We start from the raw sequence: 20,183 nt of genomic DNA on the forward strand, positions 1-20,183 counted from the left end.
CCAAATTTCGGACATCTCTTTTTATAATAAAGGTGATAATAATCGATACGTCGATTCAACAATTCGTCTATGAAGACGCCTTTTATGAAAACGATCGACATGAATTTCACTTGATTCTTCTATATCCTCTTTATAATCTTGAACAAGTTTTCGAATGCTGTCTGTATCATATAAAAAGGCATTTACTTCAAAGTTCAAATGAAAACTTCTCATATCCATATTAGCAGTCCCAATTGAAGCTAAATCAGAATCGACAATGACAACTTTACTATGGAGAAAACCTTTTTCGTATTCATATATCTTTACCCCTGCATCTAAAAGCTCTGGGAAGTACGATCTCGATGCGTAAAAGACGGTGCGTTTATCAGGCTTACTCGGCATTAACAAACGGACATCAATACCAGCAAGTGCCGCTACCTTTAATGCGGATAAAATATCATCATCCGGAATGAAATACGGCGTCGCAATCCAAATGGATTTCCGTGCAGAAGAAATCATAGCAAAATATAAATGTTTAATTGTTTCCCATTTATTATCCGGTCCACCTGCAACGAGCTGTACGCCTCCCCAATGATCACCCTCAACTGCTTTCGCTTGTAAATATTCAGGGGCTAGCACAGCCTCACCAGTCATATAAAACCAATCTTGAAGGAAAATAAGTTGCAAGCTTTGAACAGCTTCACCACGCAAATATAAATGCGTGTCTCGCCAAAAACCGAAGTACTTATCCTTCCCTAAATATTCATCACCAATATTTAATCCACCGACAAACCCTTCATTTCCATCAATAATAACGATTTTTCGGTGGTTTCGATAATTAATCTTATCGTTTAAAATCGGAAAGCGCACAGGGAAAAACGGAATCATTTCGACACCTGCGTCGTTTAATTCTTCAATATATGAATTCGATAATCTAAAACTTCCAACCGCATCATATAAAAAACGAACGACTACGCCTTCTTTTGATTTTTGTATTAAAATATCTTTAATTTCTGTTCCAAGCTTATCATCACGCACAATGTAATATTCCATATGAATGTGATGTTTCGCTCGTTTTAATCCATCTAAAATGGCCTGAAACGTTTCATCTCCATTTGTTAATGTTCTCGTTTCAGTTTGAAATGAAATATTTAAAGCGCCTAAGCGGTCCGCTAAGCGAAATAACAGCTCTTGATGCTTATGATTGCGCAAAATCCGTTCTTCGTAATCTTCATGCCCCTTGTATTGTAAAAATGCTTGTTCATCGAGCAACGCCTTTTTTTGGAACATTCTCTTCCTTCGAAAGTTCTGTCCGAATAATAAATAAGCGAAAAATCCAAATACCGGAAAAATCCCTAACACAATGAGCCATGTAAGTGTTTTAGACGGATGACGGTTCTCTAAGAAAATAACGCAGCCAATTAAAAATGCAGATACCGTAAATAAAATACTAATAATACCTAAAATCGAAACATCTTTTATCCCAATCACATCCGAATAAAATGCTACATCAATAAACATACGTAACGAAACAAATAACGCGAACAATAGTAAAACAAAGAAAATCAACTTTAGCGTATTTTTCATCTCTTACCTCCTTACTAAGAAAGCTTTCCTATTCTTCATATAAAAAGCCGATTTCATACTACAGAAATCGGCCTACGTTTTAGCAGGAAAATTATTGCGAATTGTTTCAAGCGCATGCTCTTTCACAATTTGTTTCCCATACTCACTTACACGATGAATTGTTAAAGTTGACTCTTCTCCGTACTCTAAAACAATACTTAAAATACGATCAATTTCTTCTTCATCATGTAGCACTTCATCGAATTCCACATATACATAATAGCGGTTCTCAAATGAATACAGCTCATCTTTTATATCTTCAAAGATAAGACGGTGGCTTAATGAAATGACATCTTCAAAATCATTAAACTTAATTAAAAAGCCAAACGTACCATCTTCGTTAAAGTTTGTTCCTGCTTGTTCTTCTACCTCTTCCACTGATTCTTGCTGGAATAATGATTCAATGCCTTCATCTAGAGGAATGTCTATAATTTTATCTACACCTATTGGTAGTTCTAGCTTTTGTCCATCCTTTGAAAGCTCTGCTTTCGTTACAAGTACTTCAATCCCTTTATCGACTGCTTGCACTTGAATCCATAACGGTCCATCAATAAAGAAATCATCATGATCACGAGCTTCGTCCATCATCTCCCAAAAGAGCTCTTCACTTCGTTCGCGGTCATACCAAATTTCTTCACGATTAAACCCTCTATCCTCTATATCAATGTACGTAATAAAAAATTTCATCGTATGGTCATTAATTCTTTCAATATCCAAAATACAACTCTCCCTTCCTGCTTAGAATTGTTATGAAGGGATTCCCCACTCATATGACAAATCAATAGATTCTTGTACTCTCATTTTATGATAAGATTCTCCAGAATGGAAATAAAATCGATTTATTTTACAAAAATAGTTATATGCCTATCTTTATTCGACCATCTACACAAATATATCATTATAGCGATTTCTCACTCATAAAAAATTTGGACATACATTTCCACCCTCCCCCGTACACTGTAATAAAGTGAAACTTTTATTAGAGAAGGTGATTTAGTCTCTCTCTTCACCACATACATACAGTTCGCTTATTAAAACATCATAAATGGAGGCAGACGAATGGACTTAGAGTTTTTAACATCTGTACTAATGATTGTCGGTATCGATGTTGTATTAGGTGGTGACAACGCAATCGTCATCGCACTAGCTAGCCGAAATTTACCTGAATCGAAACGAAATAAAGCCATTTTGATTGGTACTCTTTTAGCAATCGTACTAAGAATTGTCCTTACTATACTAGCTGTCTATTTACTCGACATTCCATTTCTGCAACTTATTGGAGGCGTTTTACTTACACTAATTGCAGTAAATTTACTAACTGATAATAGCAACGATCTTTCTGCTATTCAGGGGAAAACAACTTTATTTCAAGCTGTGCGTACAATTGTATTCGCGGATCTCGTTATGGGGTTTGACAACGTTATTGCCATTGCAGGTGCAGCTCACGGAAGATTTTTACTCGTAATAATCGGCTTACTCATTTCTATCCCGATTATTATTTGGGGCAGCAAACTTATTTTAATACTTATGGAACGCTTTCCATTCCTCATTTATTGCGGAGCAGCGATTCTCGCCTATACAGCAGGAAAAATGGTTACACATGAAGACAGGCTTGCAACGTTCTTTCATAATAATCCAAATTTCACCACAAGCATGCCTTTCTTATTCATTCTCACTGTTCTATGCATCGGTATTATCGTGCAACAAGTTCGATTACGAAATGTGAAACATTAAAAAAAACCTTCTACTATATAATAGGTAGAAGGTTTTCATATTATTATAATTAATTTACAAGACGCTGTGCTTCACGTAATTGAAACGTTCTTACTGTACGTGGTAAGAAACGGCGGATTTCGTCTTCATTGTAACCTACTTGAAGGCGCTTCTCGTCAATCATAATCGGACGACGTAAAATCCCTGGATAGTCACGAATCATCTTATATAAATCTTGAAGTGGTAAAGACTCTAAGTTTACATTTAATTCTTGGAAAACTTTCGAACGAGTAGAAATAATCTCATCCGTTCCGCTTTCTGTCATACGTAAAATCTCTTTAATTTCCTCAATCGTTAATGGATCTGAGAAAATATTACGTTCTGTATAAGGAATATGATTTTCCTCTAGCCATAATTTCGCCTTTCTACAAGACGTACAGCTTGGAGAACTATATAATGTTACCATACAAAGCTCACTCTCCTTAAAGAGTACAAATTCTGTACTAATTACAGTTTAAATTTCTAAATTCAGCAATTTTTTACGATACCTTGTCTTATAACAAAGTGCAAAAAATCTCATTTCATGTAAGCAACAACTTTGAGCAAACAACAATTACTTTTAATAAGTAACTTCTATAATCATTATACAATAGATTTTGCAAGAAATATACAGTAAATTTCCTTCTAATTGAGAAAACTCTTCCGTGTATTCCACTGCTATGTAACATGATCACACTCACTTCAGCTGTAATTTAACAATAACCTTCAACCCTCTTAATACTGGCTTGTCATAGATTTTTCATGTGATATACAGTTATTTCCCCATAATCTTCTCTATGAAAAAGAGAACGTTTTCTTACCTTTTCTTCATAAATCAATTAAGAAATGTAAGACTATACAAGTGAGAATTAAAAGGAACATTTGTTCTTATTTTAACAAACATCCTCATCCATGTCTATACGATTTCTAAAATAAATCAATTATTTTTCTGACATTTCTTTCTTTTTTATCTTTTATCTCATACAATAAACATACAGACAGGCAAAGGGGGAATTTGCAAATGATTGCTTTTTTTATTGATTTTGTCACTGTTGCTGCCCTCATCATCGGAATCACAGCATTGATTGGTGTCATTACAAATAGCATTGGTGAAAAACTCTTTGGCGGAAAAGAAAAAATGAAGTTTGTTAATAAAAGCTTGGATGTCCAATCCGGCTGGAACCAAGTTGGCGGGAAAGGTATTTATAAGAAACGTACGTATTAAAAAAAGCAGGCGGTTAGCCTGCTTTTTTTATTTTTCTACAGATGCCCACTTAAAGCTTAATTCGCCGCCATATTTGTGGATATATACATCTTTAATTGTTTCTCTTTCTAATATAGATCTACCGCGTTGGAATACTGGTGCAATTGCTGCATCCTCAAATAAGATTTTTTCCGCTTTTAACAGGTCATTCCAACGTCCTTTTACATCTGACCCTTCTTGCTTTGCCTTTTTAATAAGACCATCATACTGGGCATTAGAATAACTCATTTTATTTTGTGAACCATCTGTTATAAACATATCAAGGAATGTGATTGCATCAGGGAAATCAGGTCCCCATCCAGTAAACGACATATCAAACTGTCCACTATCTTCAAGTTTTAATTTTTGTGCAAATGGTTGCATCTTAATCGTTACTGTTAGACCTGGTAAATTCTTTTCTAACTCTCCCTTTACATACTCACCAATTTTCTTAGATTCTTCATTATCAAAGTTTAAAAATTCTAGTTCTATTTTATCCTTACCTAATTCTTTCTTTCCTGCTTCCCAGAATTTTTTAGCTTCCTTCACATCTACTTTTGAAAGTTTTCCATTTTCTTTTCTGAAATCCTGCTTATCTGGTCCCTTAACAAAATCAGATGGTACTAAACCATAAGCTCCCTTAGAACCATTATTTAAAATAACCTCACCAATACCATCTCGATCGTATGCACTAGAAATAGCCTTACGAATATTTTTGTTAGCTAACGCTGGATTTTTTTGATTAAAACGCAAGAAGAACACAGTTGGATCATTAATTGTTTTAAAATCTTTTTGCCCTTTATACTTATCAACTAATTCTGCTGATAAACCAACTCTGTCAATCGCATTCGTATTATACAAATTAACAGCTGCTCCTGTATCTTTTACAACATTAAAATTAACTTCTTCTAATTTCACTTCTTTTTGATCCCAATAACTTGGATTTTTCTTTAATTGGAAACTTTGTTCATGTTTCCATTCATTTAATACAAATGGACCGTTATACAAAGTTGTATTTGCTTCCAAACCAAATTTTTCTCCCTGTTCTTTCATATACTTCTCATTTAATGGGAAAAATAGTGGATACACCGTTAAATCAAGAAAATATGGAACTGGATTATCCAATTCAACTTCTAATGTATAATCATCTATCGCTTTTACACCTAATTGATCTGGTGATAGCTCTCTTTTATTAATTTTCTCTGCATTTTTCACATCTAGCATGATATATCCTGATTTCGCTGCCGTATCAGGGTTAACAGCTCTTTGCCATGCATATACAAAATCTTTTGCTGTTACAGGATCACCATTCGACCATTTAGCGTCTTCACGCAATTTAAATGTATATTTTTTACCATCTTCAGATTTCGTATGGGATTTCGCTACACCTGGAACTAACTTATCGCCTTTCCCAAGTCGATATAGCCCCTCCATCGTATTATTCATAACTTTTGAAGAAGCAGCATCCGAGGCAAGTGTTGTATCCATTGTCGGAATTTCAGACACTTCTGTTAGATTAATAACTTGCTTCGCACCGCTTTTCCCGCTATCCCCTTTTGCGTTCGCTTGCGGTTCATCTTTTTGGTAGCTACATGCCCCTAACATCATGCTCATCGCTACTGTTGATACTACAAAAACTGGCATCTTTTTTTTCATACTTCCACCCTCCACAAAAATGTTAGCCCTTTCATTTTCAAACAAAAAGAAATGTATATATGTTCTAACAATTCATATTATACACACAAATATATTTTTTGTATATTTATATTTCTATTTTATTAAAATTTTCTGTTAAAAAATAAACCTTTGTAAACGTTTCATATTGCTGATTATCCTTACTAAAGTGTTGAAAATGAATGTTTTTGTATTTTTCTAAATTATCAAAGAAAAATAAATTTTATATCCCATAATACTTTGCGCATAATTATCCTTCTCTTTTTATCATAAAATAGCGCTACCTTCATAATAAAGATATGTAGGTTAAAATGAGTGCAAAGGATAGGAAAGTATGTTACGATACACCTTGCTAAAAATAGATATCGGTAAAGAGGGGACGGACATGGCAGCAATTCAGGCAAAAAACGGGCCGACAGAGAAATTAAGTTTATTCTTATTAACATGGCCTATTTTTCTAGAAGTTTTTCTATTTATGTTAATGGGGATCGCTGATACTTTCATGTTAAGTGCATTATCAGACGATGCTGTATCTGGGGTTGGTGCAGCGAATCAATATCTCCATATCGCTATTTTGGTACTAGAAGTCATCGGGAACGGCGCAGCTATCGTCGTATCTCAATACCTCGGTTCCAAACGTTTTATGGAAGCATCTAAAATATCAGCTTTAGCCGTCACGTTAAATTTAGTGGTCGGACTCATTATAAGCGCTGGTTTTCTTTTATTTTCAAAACATATGATGATGGCAATGAACTTACAAGGCGATGTACTCATGTATGCGCAAAACTATTTATCCATCGTCGGAGGCGCTATTTTCCTTCAAGCTATTATTAATTCATTAGCCGCAATTATCCGCGTACACGGCTTCACAAAGCAAGCGATGTTTATTTCACTTGGAATGAATATTATTCATATCGCTGGAAACTACGTACTCATTTTCGGGAAATTTGGTTTCCCAGAACTCGGTGTACAAGGGGCTGCCATTTCTTCTGCTGTCAGCCGACTTATCGCACTTATCGTTTTCTTCTGGTTACTGTACCGCGTTATGGAATACCGTGTGAAATTACAATATTACTTCACCTTATCAAAAGAATACATCGGGAAAATTTTAAAAATCGGGATTCCATCTGCATTTGAGCAGGTTATGTATCAAGCTTGCCAAATTGTCTTCTTATACTATGCAACACACTTAGGAACGGAATCATTAGCGGCTAGACAATACGCTACGAACATTTCTATGTTCACTTATTTATTCGCGATTGCGATCGGTATGGGAACAGCCATTATTATCGGACGCCTCGTTGGCGGTGGCGAAAAAGATGAAGCGTATGAACGCGTATGGAAAAGTGTAAAATGGGCAATTGGCGTCACTTTATGTATGGTCGCTCTTGTCGTTACATTCCGTACACAATTAATGGGACTATTTACAGATAATCCGCACATTATTACGTTAGGTGCATCAGTTCTTTTACTAAGTGTACTACTTGAAACGGGACGTACGATGAACATCGTCATTATCAATTCACTTCGCGCAGCTGGTGATGCAAAGTACCCCGTTTTAATCGGTGCATTCTCTATGGTGTTAATGAGTTTACCACTCGGCTACTTTTTCGCCTTCCATTTAGATATGGGGCTCGCTGGTATTTGGCTAGCGATTGCTATTGATGAATGGACACGTGCCATCATTATGTTCTTCCGCTGGAAAAGTAGAGCGTGGGAACGTTATGCACTCGTTAAACCTGAAGAACAAGAGGAGTGTGTTTCTGTTCAGGCACAGTAATACTCGTTTAATTAAAATGCATTCATCGGAAAATAACATTTATATTCACTTACCGACAAATGTTAACAATACAACTGTTTATAGAATAGAAAAAGAGCCATCCTTCTGTAACGGAAGAATGGCTCTTTTTCTTATTGATAAATCTCTTTATATTTCTTATACTCTGCTTCAGAACATAATACGAAATGTCCTGGGCGAATTTCACGCATTGTTGGTGCTTCACTAGCATAATCATGCTGAGATGGATCGTATACGATACGTTTACGATTGCGCTCATAATCTGGATCTGGAAGCGGAATTGCTGATAATAGTGATTTAGTATATGGATGAATTGGATTCGCATATAATTCTTCACTTGTTGTTAGCTCAACGATTTGACCACGGTACATTACGCCGATGCGGTCACTAATGTATTTTACCATTGATAAATCATGGGCAATGAATAAGTATGTTAAACCTTTTTCCTTTTGTAACTTTTTCAGTAAGTTTACAACTTGCGCCTGGATTGATACGTCAAGTGCTGAGATTGGCTCATCGGCAATGATAAATTCAGGCTCTACAGCAAGTGCGCGAGCGATACCGATACGTTGACGTTGTCCACCTGAGAATTCATGCGGGAAACGGTTTGCGTGCTCTTTATTTAAACCAACTGTGATTAATAATTCATGAACACGGTCCATACGCTCTTTTTTGCCTTTTGCTAGTCCGTGAATATCAATACCTTCTGCAATAATATCTCCTACTGTCATACGAGGGTTTAATGATGCATATGGATCTTGGAAAATCATTTGCATTTTACGGTTGAATTTCTTCAGCTCTGCACGTGATTTTTTACCATGTACATTTTCACCATCGAACAACACTTCACCAGCAGTTGCATCATATAAACGAATAATCGTTCTTCCAGTTGTCGATTTACCACAACCTGATTCTCCTACAAGACCAAATGTTTCTCCGCGGTAAATATCAAATGAAATATCATTAACCGCTTTGACAACACCACCACTCACGTCGAAGTGCTGTTTTACATTTTTTACTTCAATTAATTTCTCACGTTGTTTAGTCATGTTGTTCACCTGCTTTCATTTGAAGAATGCGTTTTTCAACGACTGCCGGTGGTTTTACTTCTGGAGCTTGCTCGTGAAGTAACCAAGTTGCCGCATAGTGTGTATCACTTACTTTAAATAAAGGTGGGTCCATTTCAAAATCAATTTTCAATGCCTGCGGATTACGTGGTGCAAAAGCATCTCCCTTTGGCGGCTTTAATAAATCTGGAGGCGTTCCAGGGATTGCGTATAACTCTTCTTCTGAACCATCTAAACTTGGCATAGATGCGATTAAGCCCCAAGTGTATGGATGTTTTGGATTGTAGAAAATTTCATCAACCGTTCCAATTTCAACAACTTTACCTGCGTACATAACTGCTACGCGGTCCGCAACGTTTGCCACTACACCTAAGTCATGTGTAATGAAAATGATTGCCGCTTCTGTTTTTTGCTGAATGTCCTTCATAAGCTCTAAAATTTGCGCCTGAATTGTAACGTCTAGCGCTGTTGTCGGCTCATCGGCAATTAATAATTTCGGGTTACAAGCTAACGCCATCGCAATAACTACACGCTGTCTCATACCACCTGAGAATTGGTGAGGATATTGTTTTAAACGCGCTTCTGGATTCGGAATACCTACAAGGTCGATTAATTCTAACGCAACTTTACGTGCGTCTGCTTTACTCATCCCTTGGTGTTTAATAAGACCTTCCATAATTTGATTCCCAATTGTCATCGTTGGATTTAATGATGTCATTGGATCTTGGAAAATCATCGCGATATCTTTCCCGCGCACTTGCTGCATTTCTTTTTCTGTCAGTTTCGTTAAGTCACGACCTTCAAATACGATTTCACCGTTTTTAATGCGCCCTGGAGGATTCGGAATTAATCCCATTAACGCTTTAGAAGTAACTGATTTACCAGAACCAGATTCTCCTACAATCGCTAATGTTTCTCCTTTTTTTAAATCAAAAGTAACACCGCGTACAGCTTGTACTTCACCTGCATGTGTATCAAAGGAGACTTGCAAATCTTTTACCTCTAGCAATGTTTTCATTTTTACTTCTCCCCTCTTTTACTTACGCATTTTTGGATCTAACGCGTCGCGTAATCCGTCTGCCATTAAGTTGAATGCTAAGATTAACATACTGATGACAACCGCTGGGATGAACATCATATGTGGATACGTTTGAATTGATTTATAACCATCGTTTACAAGAGAACCAAGTGATGCGAATGGTGGCTGAATACCTAAACCGATGAAGCTTAAGAACGCCTCACCAAACACTGCTGTTGGAATTGTAAACATTGTCATTACGATAATTGGTCCCATTACGTTCGGGATTAAGTGTTTTACAATTAACTGTGTATTTGTTGCACCTAATGTACGAGATGCTAATACATATTCTTGATTTTTTAATTTCAGGATTTGTCCACGAACGATACGTGACATCCCTATCCAACCTGTAATCGCCATTGCTAGTGTAATTGACCATATACCAGATCCCATAATGATTACCATTAAAATAACGATGATTAAGTATGGAATACCGTTAATAATCTCCATAACACGTTGCATAATATTATCTACTCTACCGCCATAGAACGCTGAAATACCTCCATAAGCAACCCCAATTACTAAGTCAATCGCCGCCGCTAAAAGAGCGATATATAATGATACACGCGTACCTTCCCATGTTCTTGTCCATAAATCGCGGCCAAGATCATCTGTACCGAACCAGAAATACTCTTTAATATCACGTTTTTCATATTGGTCAACACCATATTGATCCGTACCGTCAAATGGTAGCCAATGAACATTTTCAATAACAGGAATTTTCGGTGGTAATTTCGCACGACCTAAGTCTTGCTCTTTATAAGAATGCTTACTTACCATCGGTCCTAAAATTGCTAGTAATATAATAAGCGCTAATAAAACGAAACCGAACATTGCTCCTTTATGTTGGAACAAACGTCTTCTTACATCTTGCCAAAACGTTAAGCTTGGACGGGCAATGACTTCATTATCAACATTATTTTGATTGGCTTGTTGAAATAAATCTGGAGATAATTTTTGTACATCTTTCATCATTTTTTCCCTCCCGCTAAACGAATACGAGGATCAATAATTCCGTATAAAATATCGACAATGAAAATAACTAAGATGAAAATCGCACTATAGAAAATTGTAGTTCCCATAATAACTGTATAGTCATTCACTGTAATAGATTTAACGAACTGTTCCCCTAGTCCTGGTACAGCATAAATTTGCTCAATAACTAATGTCCCTGTAATTAAACCTGCAACCATTGGTCCTAAAATTGTTACTACTGGAATTAACGCGTTACGAAGTGCGTGTTTAATAATGATAACGCCTTGGCTAATTCCTTTCGCTTTCGCTGTTAAAATGTAATCAGCTTGCATAACTTCAATTAACTCTGCACGAGCAAAACGTGCGATTGTTGCGATAACTGCCATCGATAAAGCGATTGTAGGCATTACGGTAAACTCTGGTCCTTTCCAGAATGCTACTGGGAACCACCCAAGTTTTACCCCTACGAAATATTGTAGTAATGCGGCGAATACGAACGATGGTACCGACATCCCGAGTACGGAAATAATTGTCGCCCCATAATCGACCCACGTATTGTTACGAAGTGCCGCAACGATTCCTAAAATTAAACCGATAAATGTTCCTAATATAATCGCTTGTAAACCAAGTTGTGCTGATGGTCCAATACGATCCACAATCATATCTGTTACTGGACGGTTATCATATTGGAATGATACCCCTAAATCACCTTTTGCTAAGTTACCTAAGTAACGTGCATATTGAACTGGTACTGGATCATTTAAGCCATATTTTTCAAGAATGATTTCTTTTTGTGCCGGTGATAGTTTCTCCTGGTTTTTAAGCGGAGAACCCGGAAGTAATTTCATCAAAAAGAAAGTCAGTGTAGTAATTAAAAATAATGTCAAAGCCATGTACACGAAACGTTTTAATACATAACGTCCCATAGTCAAGCACCTCCCCGTTTTTCTCAAAAGCAATAAGATAGTTTAAAATATTCTTACTTTTATTTTTTTAAAATAAGAGCATATGCCCATCATAGGCATATACCCTTATTCATGATGGAAACCATTTTTAGTTTTTTAGTTCAACCCACTTATAGCTAAATTCTCCGCCATATTTATGTTCTAATAGGCCAGTAATTGAGCCACGTTGTAAATAAGCTTTTCCTGGTTGATATACTGGAGCAATCGCTGCATCTTCAAGCAGTTGTTTTTCTGCTTGTAATAATGCATCCCAGCGAGCTTGTACATCAACTTCTGTTTTCGCTTTTTTAATTAAATCATCATACGTTGCATTTGCGTAATTTACTTTGTTTTGCGCATTACCTGTCGTATACATTTCAAGGAATGACATTGGATCCATATAATCTGGACTCCATCCCGCGTATGACATTGCGTAATCTCCACTTGCTTCAAGTTTTAATTTTTGTGCAAATGGCTGCATTTTTGTTGAAACTGTTAAACCTGGTAAGTTCTTTTCAAATTGGCCTTTTAAATACTCTCCGATTTTTTTAGCATCATCAGTATCAAAGTTTAATAGCTCTAACTCTACTTTGTCTACACCAAGTTCTTTTTTACCAGCTTCCCAGTATTTTTGAGCTTCTTTAATATCCTCTTTTATAAGCTTTCCGTTTTCTTCACGGAAGTCTTTTCCATTCGGACCTTTTGCTAAGCCTTTCGGAACAAAACCATATATCCCCTCTGAACCATCGTTTAAGATAACTTTCCCGATATTTTCACGCTCAAAGGACATTGCAATTGCTTTTCGGATATTTTTATTTGCTAAAAATTTATTCTTTTCATTTAAGCGAATAAATTGTGTAGATGGTCTCTTAATCGTTTTAAAGTCAGCATCTGATTTGTATTTGTCTACAAACTCTGATGTTAAGACTACACGATCAATTGCTTTCGTTTCATATAAATTTATAGCAGTTGAACGATCCTTAACAATATTGAAGTTTATTTCCTCAAGTTTTACTTCTTTATTTTCCCAATACGTTGGATTCTTCGTAAGTTTGAAGCTTTGTTCATGCTTCCATTCATTTAATACGAATGGACCATTATAAAGTGTCGTATTGGATTCTAATCCAAATTTTGCTCCTTGTTCTGTTACAAACTTCTCATTCAAAGGATACAATGTTGGATAGACTGTTAAACTTACAAAATAAGGAACAGGGTTATCTAATTCCACTTCAAGTGTATGATCATCAATTGCCTTTACACCAAGTTCTTCAACTGGTAATTCTTTTTTGTTAACTTTCTCCGCATTTTTAACATCAAATAGTATGTAAGCAAATTTGGCACCCGTGTTTGAATCTACAGCTCTTCGCCAAGAATAAACGAAGTCTTTCGCTGTTACAGGTTCACCATTAGACCATTTCGCATCTTCACGTAACTTAAACACATACTTTTTGCCATCTTCTGATTTCTCATAAGATTTAGCGACACCTGGAACAAGCTTATCGTCTTTCCCCAGACGATATAATCCTTCCATTGTGTTATTCATGATGTTAGAAGATGCTGCATCTGTTGATAACGTCGTATCCATAGTTGGGATTTCAGCTGTCTCGGTTAAATTTAACACTTGCTTGTTTGAGGATTTTTCTTTTGCGCCTGCTTTATTATCCTCTTTTTGGTAACTACAAGCTCCTAACATACTGACAGTCAACGTCGATGCAAGTAATAACGGTATCTTTTTCTTCATGTTGTGTTGCCTCCCCTAATTGCACTTCCTGTACCCTCACTTGTAAAAAAGTAGAATTGAAAGAATAATCTCCAAGTTTCTACAATTTTCATTATACATATAATATAACAATTGTGAATATAGTTTTTTGTTTTTTTGTTAAAATTTTTAATAAAATGTTTATTTTTTTATTTTTTTGTAAAGGGATACGTTAACATTGCTACCATCATCTTGAAATCAGACCTTTAATTGCGTATAATTTTCAAAAAATTAATTCTAGTACATATTATAGCTTTTATAGTATAATAATTCTAGTAATATTTTGACGGAGGGGAACATTTTGAATAAAGTTTTTTTTCATACTTGTATACTAATTTTCATAGCGATAATCGCTTCTAGTATTGGCGCATTCCTCGTTTCATCGCATTTTTTGTTGAATTTTGTCAATATATCGTTTTATGTCGCACTATTTTTTATTCTTGTTGGCGGTTTTTTATTCATATTTCAAAATGGATTTTTTAACGTAACAATTTACGCCTTCCAAAGAGTATTTGGTACGAACAAAAAAATTGAGTCTTTAATTGAAGAAGTAGAGGAACCTGTCGATAAGAAAGAACGTATTTATAAAACATATTCATTCAAATGGACGTATCCAATTTGCATTACCGGTATCGTTCTTGGGTTGTTCTCGACCCTCATTAGCTTTACTATTTTGATGTAGTTTGCAAACACTATCCCATATGATATAATAATCAGCAAAACATTTTGTTATAAAACTTTAGTTCTTTCATATTAAAAGAGCTCAGGTAACAATAAATAAATTTATATGTATGCGATGATAAAGAAGAGTACATATTGAGGCAATTTCAGAGAGCTTGTGGCTGGTGTGAACAAGTAATTGCGCAGTGTGGAATGGGCTTTTGAGCACCAAACCGAACCGAAAGTAGTAGGCTTTGGCGTTATATCCAAACGTTATTATGGATTAGAGAGATTTCACAGTAGTGAAATAATTAGGGTGGTACCGCGGTCCATTCGTCCCTATAGTTTTTTGGGATGAATGGGCTTTTTTTGTTTGCCTTCTCTTCCCTATCACGCATTCAAATTTAGGAGGAATTACTTATGTCAGTTATCTTTTCTGGTATTCAGCCGAGTGGAACGATTACACTTGGAAACTATTTAGGAGCTATGAAGCAATTTACAGAGCTTCAAAATGAACACGACTGTTATTTCTGTATTGTAAACCAACATGCGATTACAGTACCTCAAGATCCCGTACAACTTCGTAAAAACATTCGCAGTCTTGCTGCACTTTATGTAGCATGCGGCATCGATCCTGAAAAAGCTACTTTATTTGTACAATCAGAAGTACCAGCACACGCTCAACTAGGTTGGATTATGCAATCAGTTGCTTACGTTGGAGAATTAGAGCGTATGACGCAATATAAAGATAAATCTTCTGGTAGAGATTCAGTTCCAGCTGGATTACTAACGTATCCACCATTAATGGCAGCTGATATTTTACTTTACAACACTGAAATCGTACCTGTTGGTGATGATCAAAAACAACATATGGAATTAACACGCGACCTAGCAGAGCGTTTCAACAAACGCTTCCGTGAAGTGTTCACTGTTCCTGAAATTCGTATTCCAAAAGTAGGAGCTCGCGTTATGTCATTAACAGAACCTACGAAAAAAATGAGTAAATCTGATCCGAATCCAAAAGCAATGATCAGTATGCTTGATGAACCAAAAACAATTGAAAAGAAAATTAAAAGTGCTGTAACTGATTCTGAAGGTATCGTGAAATTTGATAAAGAAAACAAACCTGGAATCTCTAACTTATTAACAATCTACTCTTCATTCTCTGGAAAAACAGTTGAAGAAATAGAAGCAATGTACGAAGGAAAAGGATACGGAGACTTCAAAGGCGACCTAGCAGCAGTAGTCGTAGAAGCAATTCGTCCAATCCAAGACAAATATAACGAACTAATCAACTCACCAGAACTAGACGAAATTCTAGACAAAGGTGCAGAAAAAGCAAACCGCGTTGCATTCAAACAACTACGCAAAGTAGAAAACGCAATGGGACTAAGCAGAAAACGTAGGTAACTTATAAAGCGGAAGCGGCTCGCTTAGAATGTGAGGGGGATGGAGCTCCTGACGTAGAGGCGCTTTTTGCCTCGCAGGAAGGCGCGAAGCCACCGAACATTCTTGCCGCCGGAGCTAAGTTACAACAAATTAAAAAAACCGCCAATTGGCGGTTTTTTTAATTTACCTTTTGCTCGTTTTCCATTTCCCATAACTTTTCAAAAAATGGCTGTCCTTTTACGAGACGCTCGCATAATTGTTCGTGCTTCTCAGACCAGCCTGTTTTCGCTTCATCATACAGTTTAGCCCAAATATCTTCAAATTCCATATGTTGAACCATTCCGTATGCTGATGGATCCCACTCTGTGAACCAATAGCGAATTTCTGCTGTGTTTTTCGTTGTATGTAATTGATCTAACGCCATAAATAATAATTGTTTAAGCTGTCTTTCTTTACGAGTTAAGCCATTCATAATGAAAGGTGATGGTGATAAAATATGATGTTCTTTTTCCATTTCTTCTACTTGGAACTCATACTTTTCTGCTTGTACGTTTTCTACCATCTCATATACCATCTGCTCTTGGCGCGGTATAAGTCTGCTTTTTCGAATTGGTACATTGTAACCAATTGTGTCAATCGCAATAATTCCTTTTCCATCTGTAACAACAAAGCAATACTCTTGCTGCAAACGTTCATGATTTTTACGAATATATGCCTTATGATGTACGTCTTCCAACAATTTTTGCGGAAGCTCTAACAATTCGTCCTCGATGTAATGATATAATGTGGCATCTACTTTTAATAATGGCACTTGATCTAATAGCTCAATCGTATCATCTTTCCGCCATTCGTAAAAATGACAAACGTTATACCCATTCTCTTCACCTTCAAACCAATTTACCCATACATCATGTAGATATAACATTCACTACCCCTCACTTCACTACTGTTTGTATCAATCATTATGTTCAATTTTTCTTAACTTTATTCCACCTAAGGAAATATATTCTAATTATTATTTTTTCTTCTATTAATACTAAAAAAAACAGGAAATAGAGCTCCTGTTTTTTATATATGAAATGTATTTGCTTTATTCAATATTTCTTTTGCATCTATAGATAATAAAGAAAGTGTATCTTCTCCTTCCAATGTTACACAATCTTTGACAATATGAAATCCAAGCGCATAGCCAAGCATCTTTGGATAAGAGTGAAATCCATTTAATAAGATGTCGTGCTCCCTTGTTCCTCGTTTTATACTTATTCTTTCATGTACAACATTTTTCCAATAATAAATAGCCTCTTCTTTTGAAAGATACATCGTCCACGGTGCATTGTTTTTTTCTGAATATCTTTCCGTTACCGCTTGCTCAGCTAGCCCTTCCATAATCATCGTATCAAGTAATGTATATTCTGTTTCTTTCGTCTCAATTTGATGTAACCTGCATATGTGATGATATTCATGCGCCAATAACACCTTTAATTCTTCCACCGAATTCCGTCCACATACGAATAAGAAAATAACGTGACGCATAGATAATCCCGCCCTACCGTTATACTCTTCTTGTATAGTTCGATTATAGGAATCTGATAATAAAATAAAGACAGGGACATCTGGACCTTTTAACCAGGTTTTCAGTTTCTCATACTCCGTACGTAACTCTTTCCAAACTTCCTTTTCCTCTAACTCTTTTACTTCTTGTTCTCCTCGTATAACTGGGCGGTACATACCTTTAGAAATTAAAAAGCGATACAACCTTTCTTTTGGCAGCGGGATATACTTCGTAAACTTTTCGCACAGCTTTTCTGGCCGTCCATAATATAGATGTAACCACTCAGCAGTTTCAACAATCCCCATCTTTATCCCTCCTTTTTCTTATGTATATGCAAAAGGAGAAAAAGGCGTAAAAATAAATAAGAAGTTTTTTCGCAATATAGTGCGAAAAAACTCCTTATCTCATCTATTATTTATACGATTTAAATACTAATACTGCGTTATGACCACCGAATCCTAGTGAGTTACTTAATACTGCATTTACTTCTTGTTGTCTCGCTTTATTCGGTACGTAATCTAAGTCACATTCTGGATCTGGTGTTTCATAGTTAATTGTTGGAGGGATTACTCCGTCTGTAATTGATTTAATTGAGAAGATCGCTTCAACAGCACCAGCTGCTCCTAATAAGTGACCTGTCATTGATTTCGTTGAGCTAATTGCTACTTTGTACGCATGCTCACCGAACGTTTCTTTAATTGCCATCGTTTCATACTTTTCATTCGCATCCGTACTTGTACCGTGCGCATTAATGTAATCAATATCTTCTGGCTGTAGACCTGCATCTGCTAAAGCTTGACGCATTGCACGCACGCCGCCTTCACCGCCAGGAGCCGGCATTGTAATATGGAATGCATCACCAGTTGCACCGTAACCAGCGATTTCCGCATAAATGTGAGCACCACGAGCTAATGCGTGCTCTAATTCTTCAAGAATTAAAATACCTGAACCTTCACCCATTACGAAACCACTACGGTTTTTATCAAACGGACGGCAAGCTGTTGCTGGATCTTCATTAAATGTTAATGCTTTCGCTGAACTAAATCCTGCAAATGCCATACTTGTTAACGGCGCTTCAGCTCCGCCTGTTATCATCGCATCAGCATCACCACGCTGAATTGCTTTAAATGCATCACCAATTGAGTTTGCACCAGATGCACAAGCCGTTACAGAACAAGTGTTAATTCCTTTTGCTCCTGTTGCGATCGATACTTGACCTGCTGCCATATCTGGGATCATCATTGGTACGAAGAATGGGCTCACGCGGCGCGGACCTTTCTCAGTAAAAATCTTAAATTGTTCTTCGTATGTTTCCATACCGCCAATACCAGAACCAATCCATACACCAATTCGAGGTCCGTTTTCTTCTGTAATTTCAAGCTTTGCATCTGCAACTGCCATTTTCGCTGCTGCTACTGCATATTGTGTAAAGCGATCCATACGGCGCGCTTCTTTTTTATCAATATATTTCTCGACTTCAAAGTCGTTAATTTCTGCTGCTACTTTTGCTGGAAACAGTTCCGGATCAATTCTTGTAAGTCGTCCGATTCCAGATACACCCTTTTTAATGTTTTCCCACGCTGTTTCAACATCTGTTCCGATCGGTGTAACAGCTCCTAGTCCTGTAATTACGACCCTCTTTTTCTCCATACAAAATACACTCCTTTTTTTCTCTCAGTCCTTATTTACCCCAACGAAGAGCAACTGCTCCCCATGTTAATCCGCCGCCGAAACCAACAAGTATAATTAAATCACCATCTTGAATACGTCCATTTTGCAATTCCTCTACCATTGCAATTGGAATTGAAGAAGCTGATGTATTACCAAACTTTTCAATTGTCATACTCATTTTTTCTTGTGGTAAATTTAATCTCTCTCTTGCAGATTCCATAATACGAATATTCGCTTGATGTGGTACTAAAAAATCCACATCCTCTTTCGTAAGTCCCGCTTTTTCTAACACGCGAAGACAGGAATCACCAAGTTGGCGAACAGCAAATTTAAAGACTTCTCTGCCGTTCATCATAACATACTCGTCTTGATAAAGATGCTTACCGCCACTTCCGTCTGCTCCTAATTCGAAAGATAGAACGCCTCTTCCTTCTGAAACCGCCCCCATTACGATAGCACCGGCTCCGTCTCCAAATAGTACTGCTGTATTTCGATCATTCCAGTCTACAATTTTAGATAGTTTATCACTACCAACTACTAATACATTTTTATAAGTTCCCGTTTGAATAAATTGCTGCGCTGTAATCATTCCGTACATAAAACCAGCACACGCGGCACTTAAATCCATTGCGGCTGCGTGTTTTGCGCCAATGGCTTCTTGAATGACACAAGCTACTGCTGGGAATGCGCGATCTGGTGTTACTGTTGCCACTAAAATCAGGTCGATATCCTCTCCGCTAATCCCGGCATCTTCAAGTGCTTTTTTAGAAGCCTCTACCGCCATATATGAAGTATCTATTGTATCATCGGCAATGCGTCTTTCTGCAATTCCCGTTCTCGTACGAATCCATTCATCAGATGTATCTACGATTTTCTCTAAATCGTGATTTGTGACTACTTTTTCTGGCACATATCTTCCGATCCCTAAAATGCCCACGTTCACATCGCAGCCCTCCGTTTTATATCAATTATTATGACTTGGTACTAATTTTAAAACATAAATGTATTTTTGTCTA

At 36.6% G+C, this 20,183-nt stretch carries 18 protein-coding genes and 1 other annotated feature; of the genes, 5 read left to right on the plus strand and 13 right to left on the minus strand.

Features of this window, described 5'->3' with window-relative positions; genetic code table 11:
- Positions 1–21: 21 nt before the first annotated feature.
- Both DN389_RS09825 and mecA read right to left on the minus strand, forming a co-directional pair.
- Positions 22–1,566 carry a cardiolipin synthase gene (locus DN389_RS09825; RefSeq protein ID WP_000799209.1) on the minus strand — a complete coding sequence of 515 codons (1,545 nt, stop codon included), beginning with the start codon at positions 1,564–1,566 and terminating at the stop codon, positions 22–24.
- Between the two features lie 72 nt (positions 1,567–1,638).
- Entirely contained in the window at positions 1,639–2,322 is a 684-nt protein-coding gene (mecA, locus tag DN389_RS09830; RefSeq protein ID WP_149237053.1) for an adaptor protein MecA, read from the minus strand.
- Between the two features lie 342 nt (positions 2,323–2,664).
- Between mecA and DN389_RS09835 the strand changes: the two genes are divergently transcribed.
- Positions 2,665–3,339 (plus strand): TerC family protein, encoded by a 675-nt coding sequence (locus DN389_RS09835; protein WP_149237054.1) that lies wholly within the window; start codon positions 2,665–2,667, stop codon positions 3,337–3,339.
- A 49-nt stretch (positions 3,340–3,388) separates the two neighbouring features.
- Here the strand turns inward: DN389_RS09835 and spx are convergent, their stop codons facing one another.
- On the minus strand, positions 3,389–3,784 hold the full coding sequence (spx, locus tag DN389_RS09840) for a transcriptional regulator Spx (RefSeq protein ID WP_000258267.1): 396 nt from the start codon (positions 3,782–3,784) through the stop codon (positions 3,389–3,391).
- A 594-nt stretch (positions 3,785–4,378) separates the two neighbouring features.
- Between spx and DN389_RS09845 the strand changes: the two genes are divergently transcribed.
- Entirely contained in the window at positions 4,379–4,582 is a 204-nt protein-coding gene (locus tag DN389_RS09845) for a hypothetical protein (RefSeq protein ID WP_000559978.1), read from the plus strand.
- 27 nt (positions 4,583–4,609) lie between these two features.
- Here DN389_RS09845 and DN389_RS09850 read toward each other — a convergent pair whose 3' ends face one another.
- Positions 4,610–6,256, minus strand: a complete 1,647-nt coding sequence (locus tag DN389_RS09850) for a peptide ABC transporter substrate-binding protein (RefSeq protein WP_046957013.1) — start codon at positions 6,254–6,256, stop codon at positions 4,610–4,612.
- Positions 6,257–6,608: 352 nt separating this feature from the next.
- On the opposite strand from DN389_RS09850, the gene DN389_RS09855 reads away from it, so the two are divergent.
- A complete protein-coding gene (locus tag DN389_RS09855; RefSeq protein ID WP_149237055.1) occupies positions 6,609–8,054 on the plus strand; it encodes an MATE family efflux transporter in 1,446 nt (481 codons plus the stop codon).
- A 131-nt stretch (positions 8,055–8,185) separates the two neighbouring features.
- On the opposite strand, the gene DN389_RS09860 is transcribed toward DN389_RS09855, so the two are convergent.
- The 5 genes from DN389_RS09860 to DN389_RS09880 all read right to left on the minus strand — a co-directional run bounded on the left by DN389_RS09860 (position 8,186) and on the right by DN389_RS09880 (position 13,877).
- Positions 8,186–9,121, minus strand: a complete 936-nt coding sequence (locus DN389_RS09860; RefSeq protein ID WP_000166340.1) for an ABC transporter ATP-binding protein — start codon at positions 9,119–9,121, stop codon at positions 8,186–8,188.
- Positions 9,114–10,157, minus strand: a complete 1,044-nt coding sequence (locus DN389_RS09865; protein ID WP_000854346.1) for an ABC transporter ATP-binding protein — start codon at positions 10,155–10,157, stop codon at positions 9,114–9,116. Before DN389_RS09865 ends, DN389_RS09860 begins: the two co-directional genes overlap by 8 nt.
- Before the next feature lie 18 nt (positions 10,158–10,175).
- Positions 10,176–11,192, minus strand: coding sequence for an oligopeptide ABC transporter permease (gene opp3C, locus DN389_RS09870; protein WP_000974096.1), 1,017 nt, complete (start codon positions 11,190–11,192; stop codon positions 10,176–10,178).
- A complete protein-coding gene (opp3b, locus tag DN389_RS09875) occupies positions 11,189–12,118 on the minus strand; it encodes an oligopeptide ABC transporter permease (RefSeq protein ID WP_000534165.1) in 930 nt (309 codons plus the stop codon). Before opp3b ends, opp3C begins: the two co-directional genes overlap by 4 nt.
- Positions 12,119–12,245: 127 nt before the next feature.
- Positions 12,246–13,877 (minus strand): peptide ABC transporter substrate-binding protein, encoded by a 1,632-nt coding sequence (locus tag DN389_RS09880; RefSeq protein ID WP_149237056.1) that lies wholly within the window; start codon positions 13,875–13,877, stop codon positions 12,246–12,248.
- A 319-nt stretch (positions 13,878–14,196) separates the two neighbouring features.
- Between DN389_RS09880 and DN389_RS09890 the strand changes: the two genes are divergently transcribed.
- Both DN389_RS09890 and trpS read left to right on the plus strand, forming a co-directional pair.
- Positions 14,197–14,577, plus strand: coding sequence for a DUF3899 domain-containing protein (locus DN389_RS09890; RefSeq protein ID WP_048559568.1), 381 nt, complete (start codon positions 14,197–14,199; stop codon positions 14,575–14,577).
- A 105-nt stretch (positions 14,578–14,682) separates the two neighbouring features.
- Positions 14,683–14,899: a binding site (T-box leader), on the plus strand.
- Positions 14,900–14,975: 76 nt separating this feature from the next.
- Positions 14,976–15,965, plus strand: coding sequence for a tryptophan--tRNA ligase (trpS, locus tag DN389_RS09895; RefSeq protein WP_000110998.1), 990 nt, complete (start codon positions 14,976–14,978; stop codon positions 15,963–15,965).
- 157 nt (positions 15,966–16,122) lie between these two features.
- Here the strand turns inward: trpS and DN389_RS09900 are convergent, their stop codons facing one another.
- From DN389_RS09900 to fabH, 4 genes are all read right to left on the minus strand, one after another.
- Positions 16,123–16,869 carry a YjbA family protein gene (locus DN389_RS09900; RefSeq protein ID WP_000966116.1) on the minus strand — a complete coding sequence of 249 codons (747 nt, stop codon included), beginning with the start codon at positions 16,867–16,869 and terminating at the stop codon, positions 16,123–16,125.
- 143 nt (positions 16,870–17,012) lie between these two features.
- Positions 17,013–17,801 (minus strand): DUF2268 domain-containing putative Zn-dependent protease, encoded by a 789-nt coding sequence (locus DN389_RS09905; protein ID WP_046957009.1) that lies wholly within the window; start codon positions 17,799–17,801, stop codon positions 17,013–17,015.
- 106 nt (positions 17,802–17,907) lie between these two features.
- Positions 17,908–19,146: a beta-ketoacyl-ACP synthase II gene (fabF, locus tag DN389_RS09910; RefSeq protein ID WP_000412643.1), complete on the minus strand. Its 1,239-nt coding sequence runs from the start codon at positions 19,144–19,146 to the stop codon at positions 17,908–17,910.
- Between the two features lie 31 nt (positions 19,147–19,177).
- Positions 19,178–20,110 (minus strand): beta-ketoacyl-ACP synthase III, encoded by a 933-nt coding sequence (gene fabH, locus DN389_RS09915; RefSeq protein ID WP_001100551.1) that lies wholly within the window; start codon positions 20,108–20,110, stop codon positions 19,178–19,180.
- Between the last annotated feature and the right edge of the window lie 73 nt (positions 20,111–20,183).

The sequence above is a fragment of the Bacillus sp. AY3-1 genome (genome assembly GCF_008368785.1).
Lineage (GTDB): Bacteria > Bacillota > Bacilli > Bacillales > Bacillaceae_G > Bacillus_A > Bacillus_A wiedmannii.

Coding starts and splice junctions, on each gene's coding strand:
- DN389_RS09825 (WP_000799209.1), bottom strand. CDS start 1,566: ATGAAAAATACGCTAAAGTTGATTTTCTTTGTTTTACTATTGTTCGCG.
- DN389_RS09835 (WP_149237054.1), top strand. CDS start 2,665: ATGGACTTAGAGTTTTTAACATCTGTACTAATGATTGTCGGTATCGAT.
- spx (WP_000258267.1), bottom strand. CDS start 3,784: ATGGTAACATTATATAGTTCTCCAAGCTGTACGTCTTGTAGAAAGGCG.
- DN389_RS09845 (WP_000559978.1), top strand. CDS start 4,379: ATGATTGCTTTTTTTATTGATTTTGTCACTGTTGCTGCCCTCATCATC.
- DN389_RS09850 (WP_046957013.1), bottom strand. CDS start 6,256: ATGAAAAAAAAGATGCCAGTTTTTGTAGTATCAACAGTAGCGATGAGC.
- DN389_RS09855 (WP_149237055.1), top strand. CDS start 6,609: ATGTTACGATACACCTTGCTAAAAATAGATATCGGTAAAGAGGGGACG.
- DN389_RS09860 (WP_000166340.1), bottom strand. CDS start 9,121: ATGACTAAACAACGTGAGAAATTAATTGAAGTAAAAAATGTAAAACAG.
- DN389_RS09865 (WP_000854346.1), bottom strand. CDS start 10,157: ATGAAAACATTGCTAGAGGTAAAAGATTTGCAAGTCTCCTTTGATACA.
- opp3C (WP_000974096.1), bottom strand. CDS start 11,192: ATGATGAAAGATGTACAAAAATTATCTCCAGATTTATTTCAACAAGCC.
- opp3b (WP_000534165.1), bottom strand. CDS start 12,118: ATGGGACGTTATGTATTAAAACGTTTCGTGTACATGGCTTTGACATTA.
- DN389_RS09880 (WP_149237056.1), bottom strand. CDS start 13,877: ATGAAGAAAAAGATACCGTTATTACTTGCATCGACGTTGACTGTCAGT.
- trpS (WP_000110998.1), top strand. CDS start 14,976: ATGTCAGTTATCTTTTCTGGTATTCAGCCGAGTGGAACGATTACACTT.
- DN389_RS09900 (WP_000966116.1), bottom strand. CDS start 16,869: ATGTTATATCTACATGATGTATGGGTAAATTGGTTTGAAGGTGAAGAG.
- DN389_RS09905 (WP_046957009.1), bottom strand. CDS start 17,801: ATGGGGATTGTTGAAACTGCTGAGTGGTTACATCTATATTATGGACGG.
- fabF (WP_000412643.1), bottom strand. CDS start 19,146: ATGGAGAAAAAGAGGGTCGTAATTACAGGACTAGGAGCTGTTACACCG.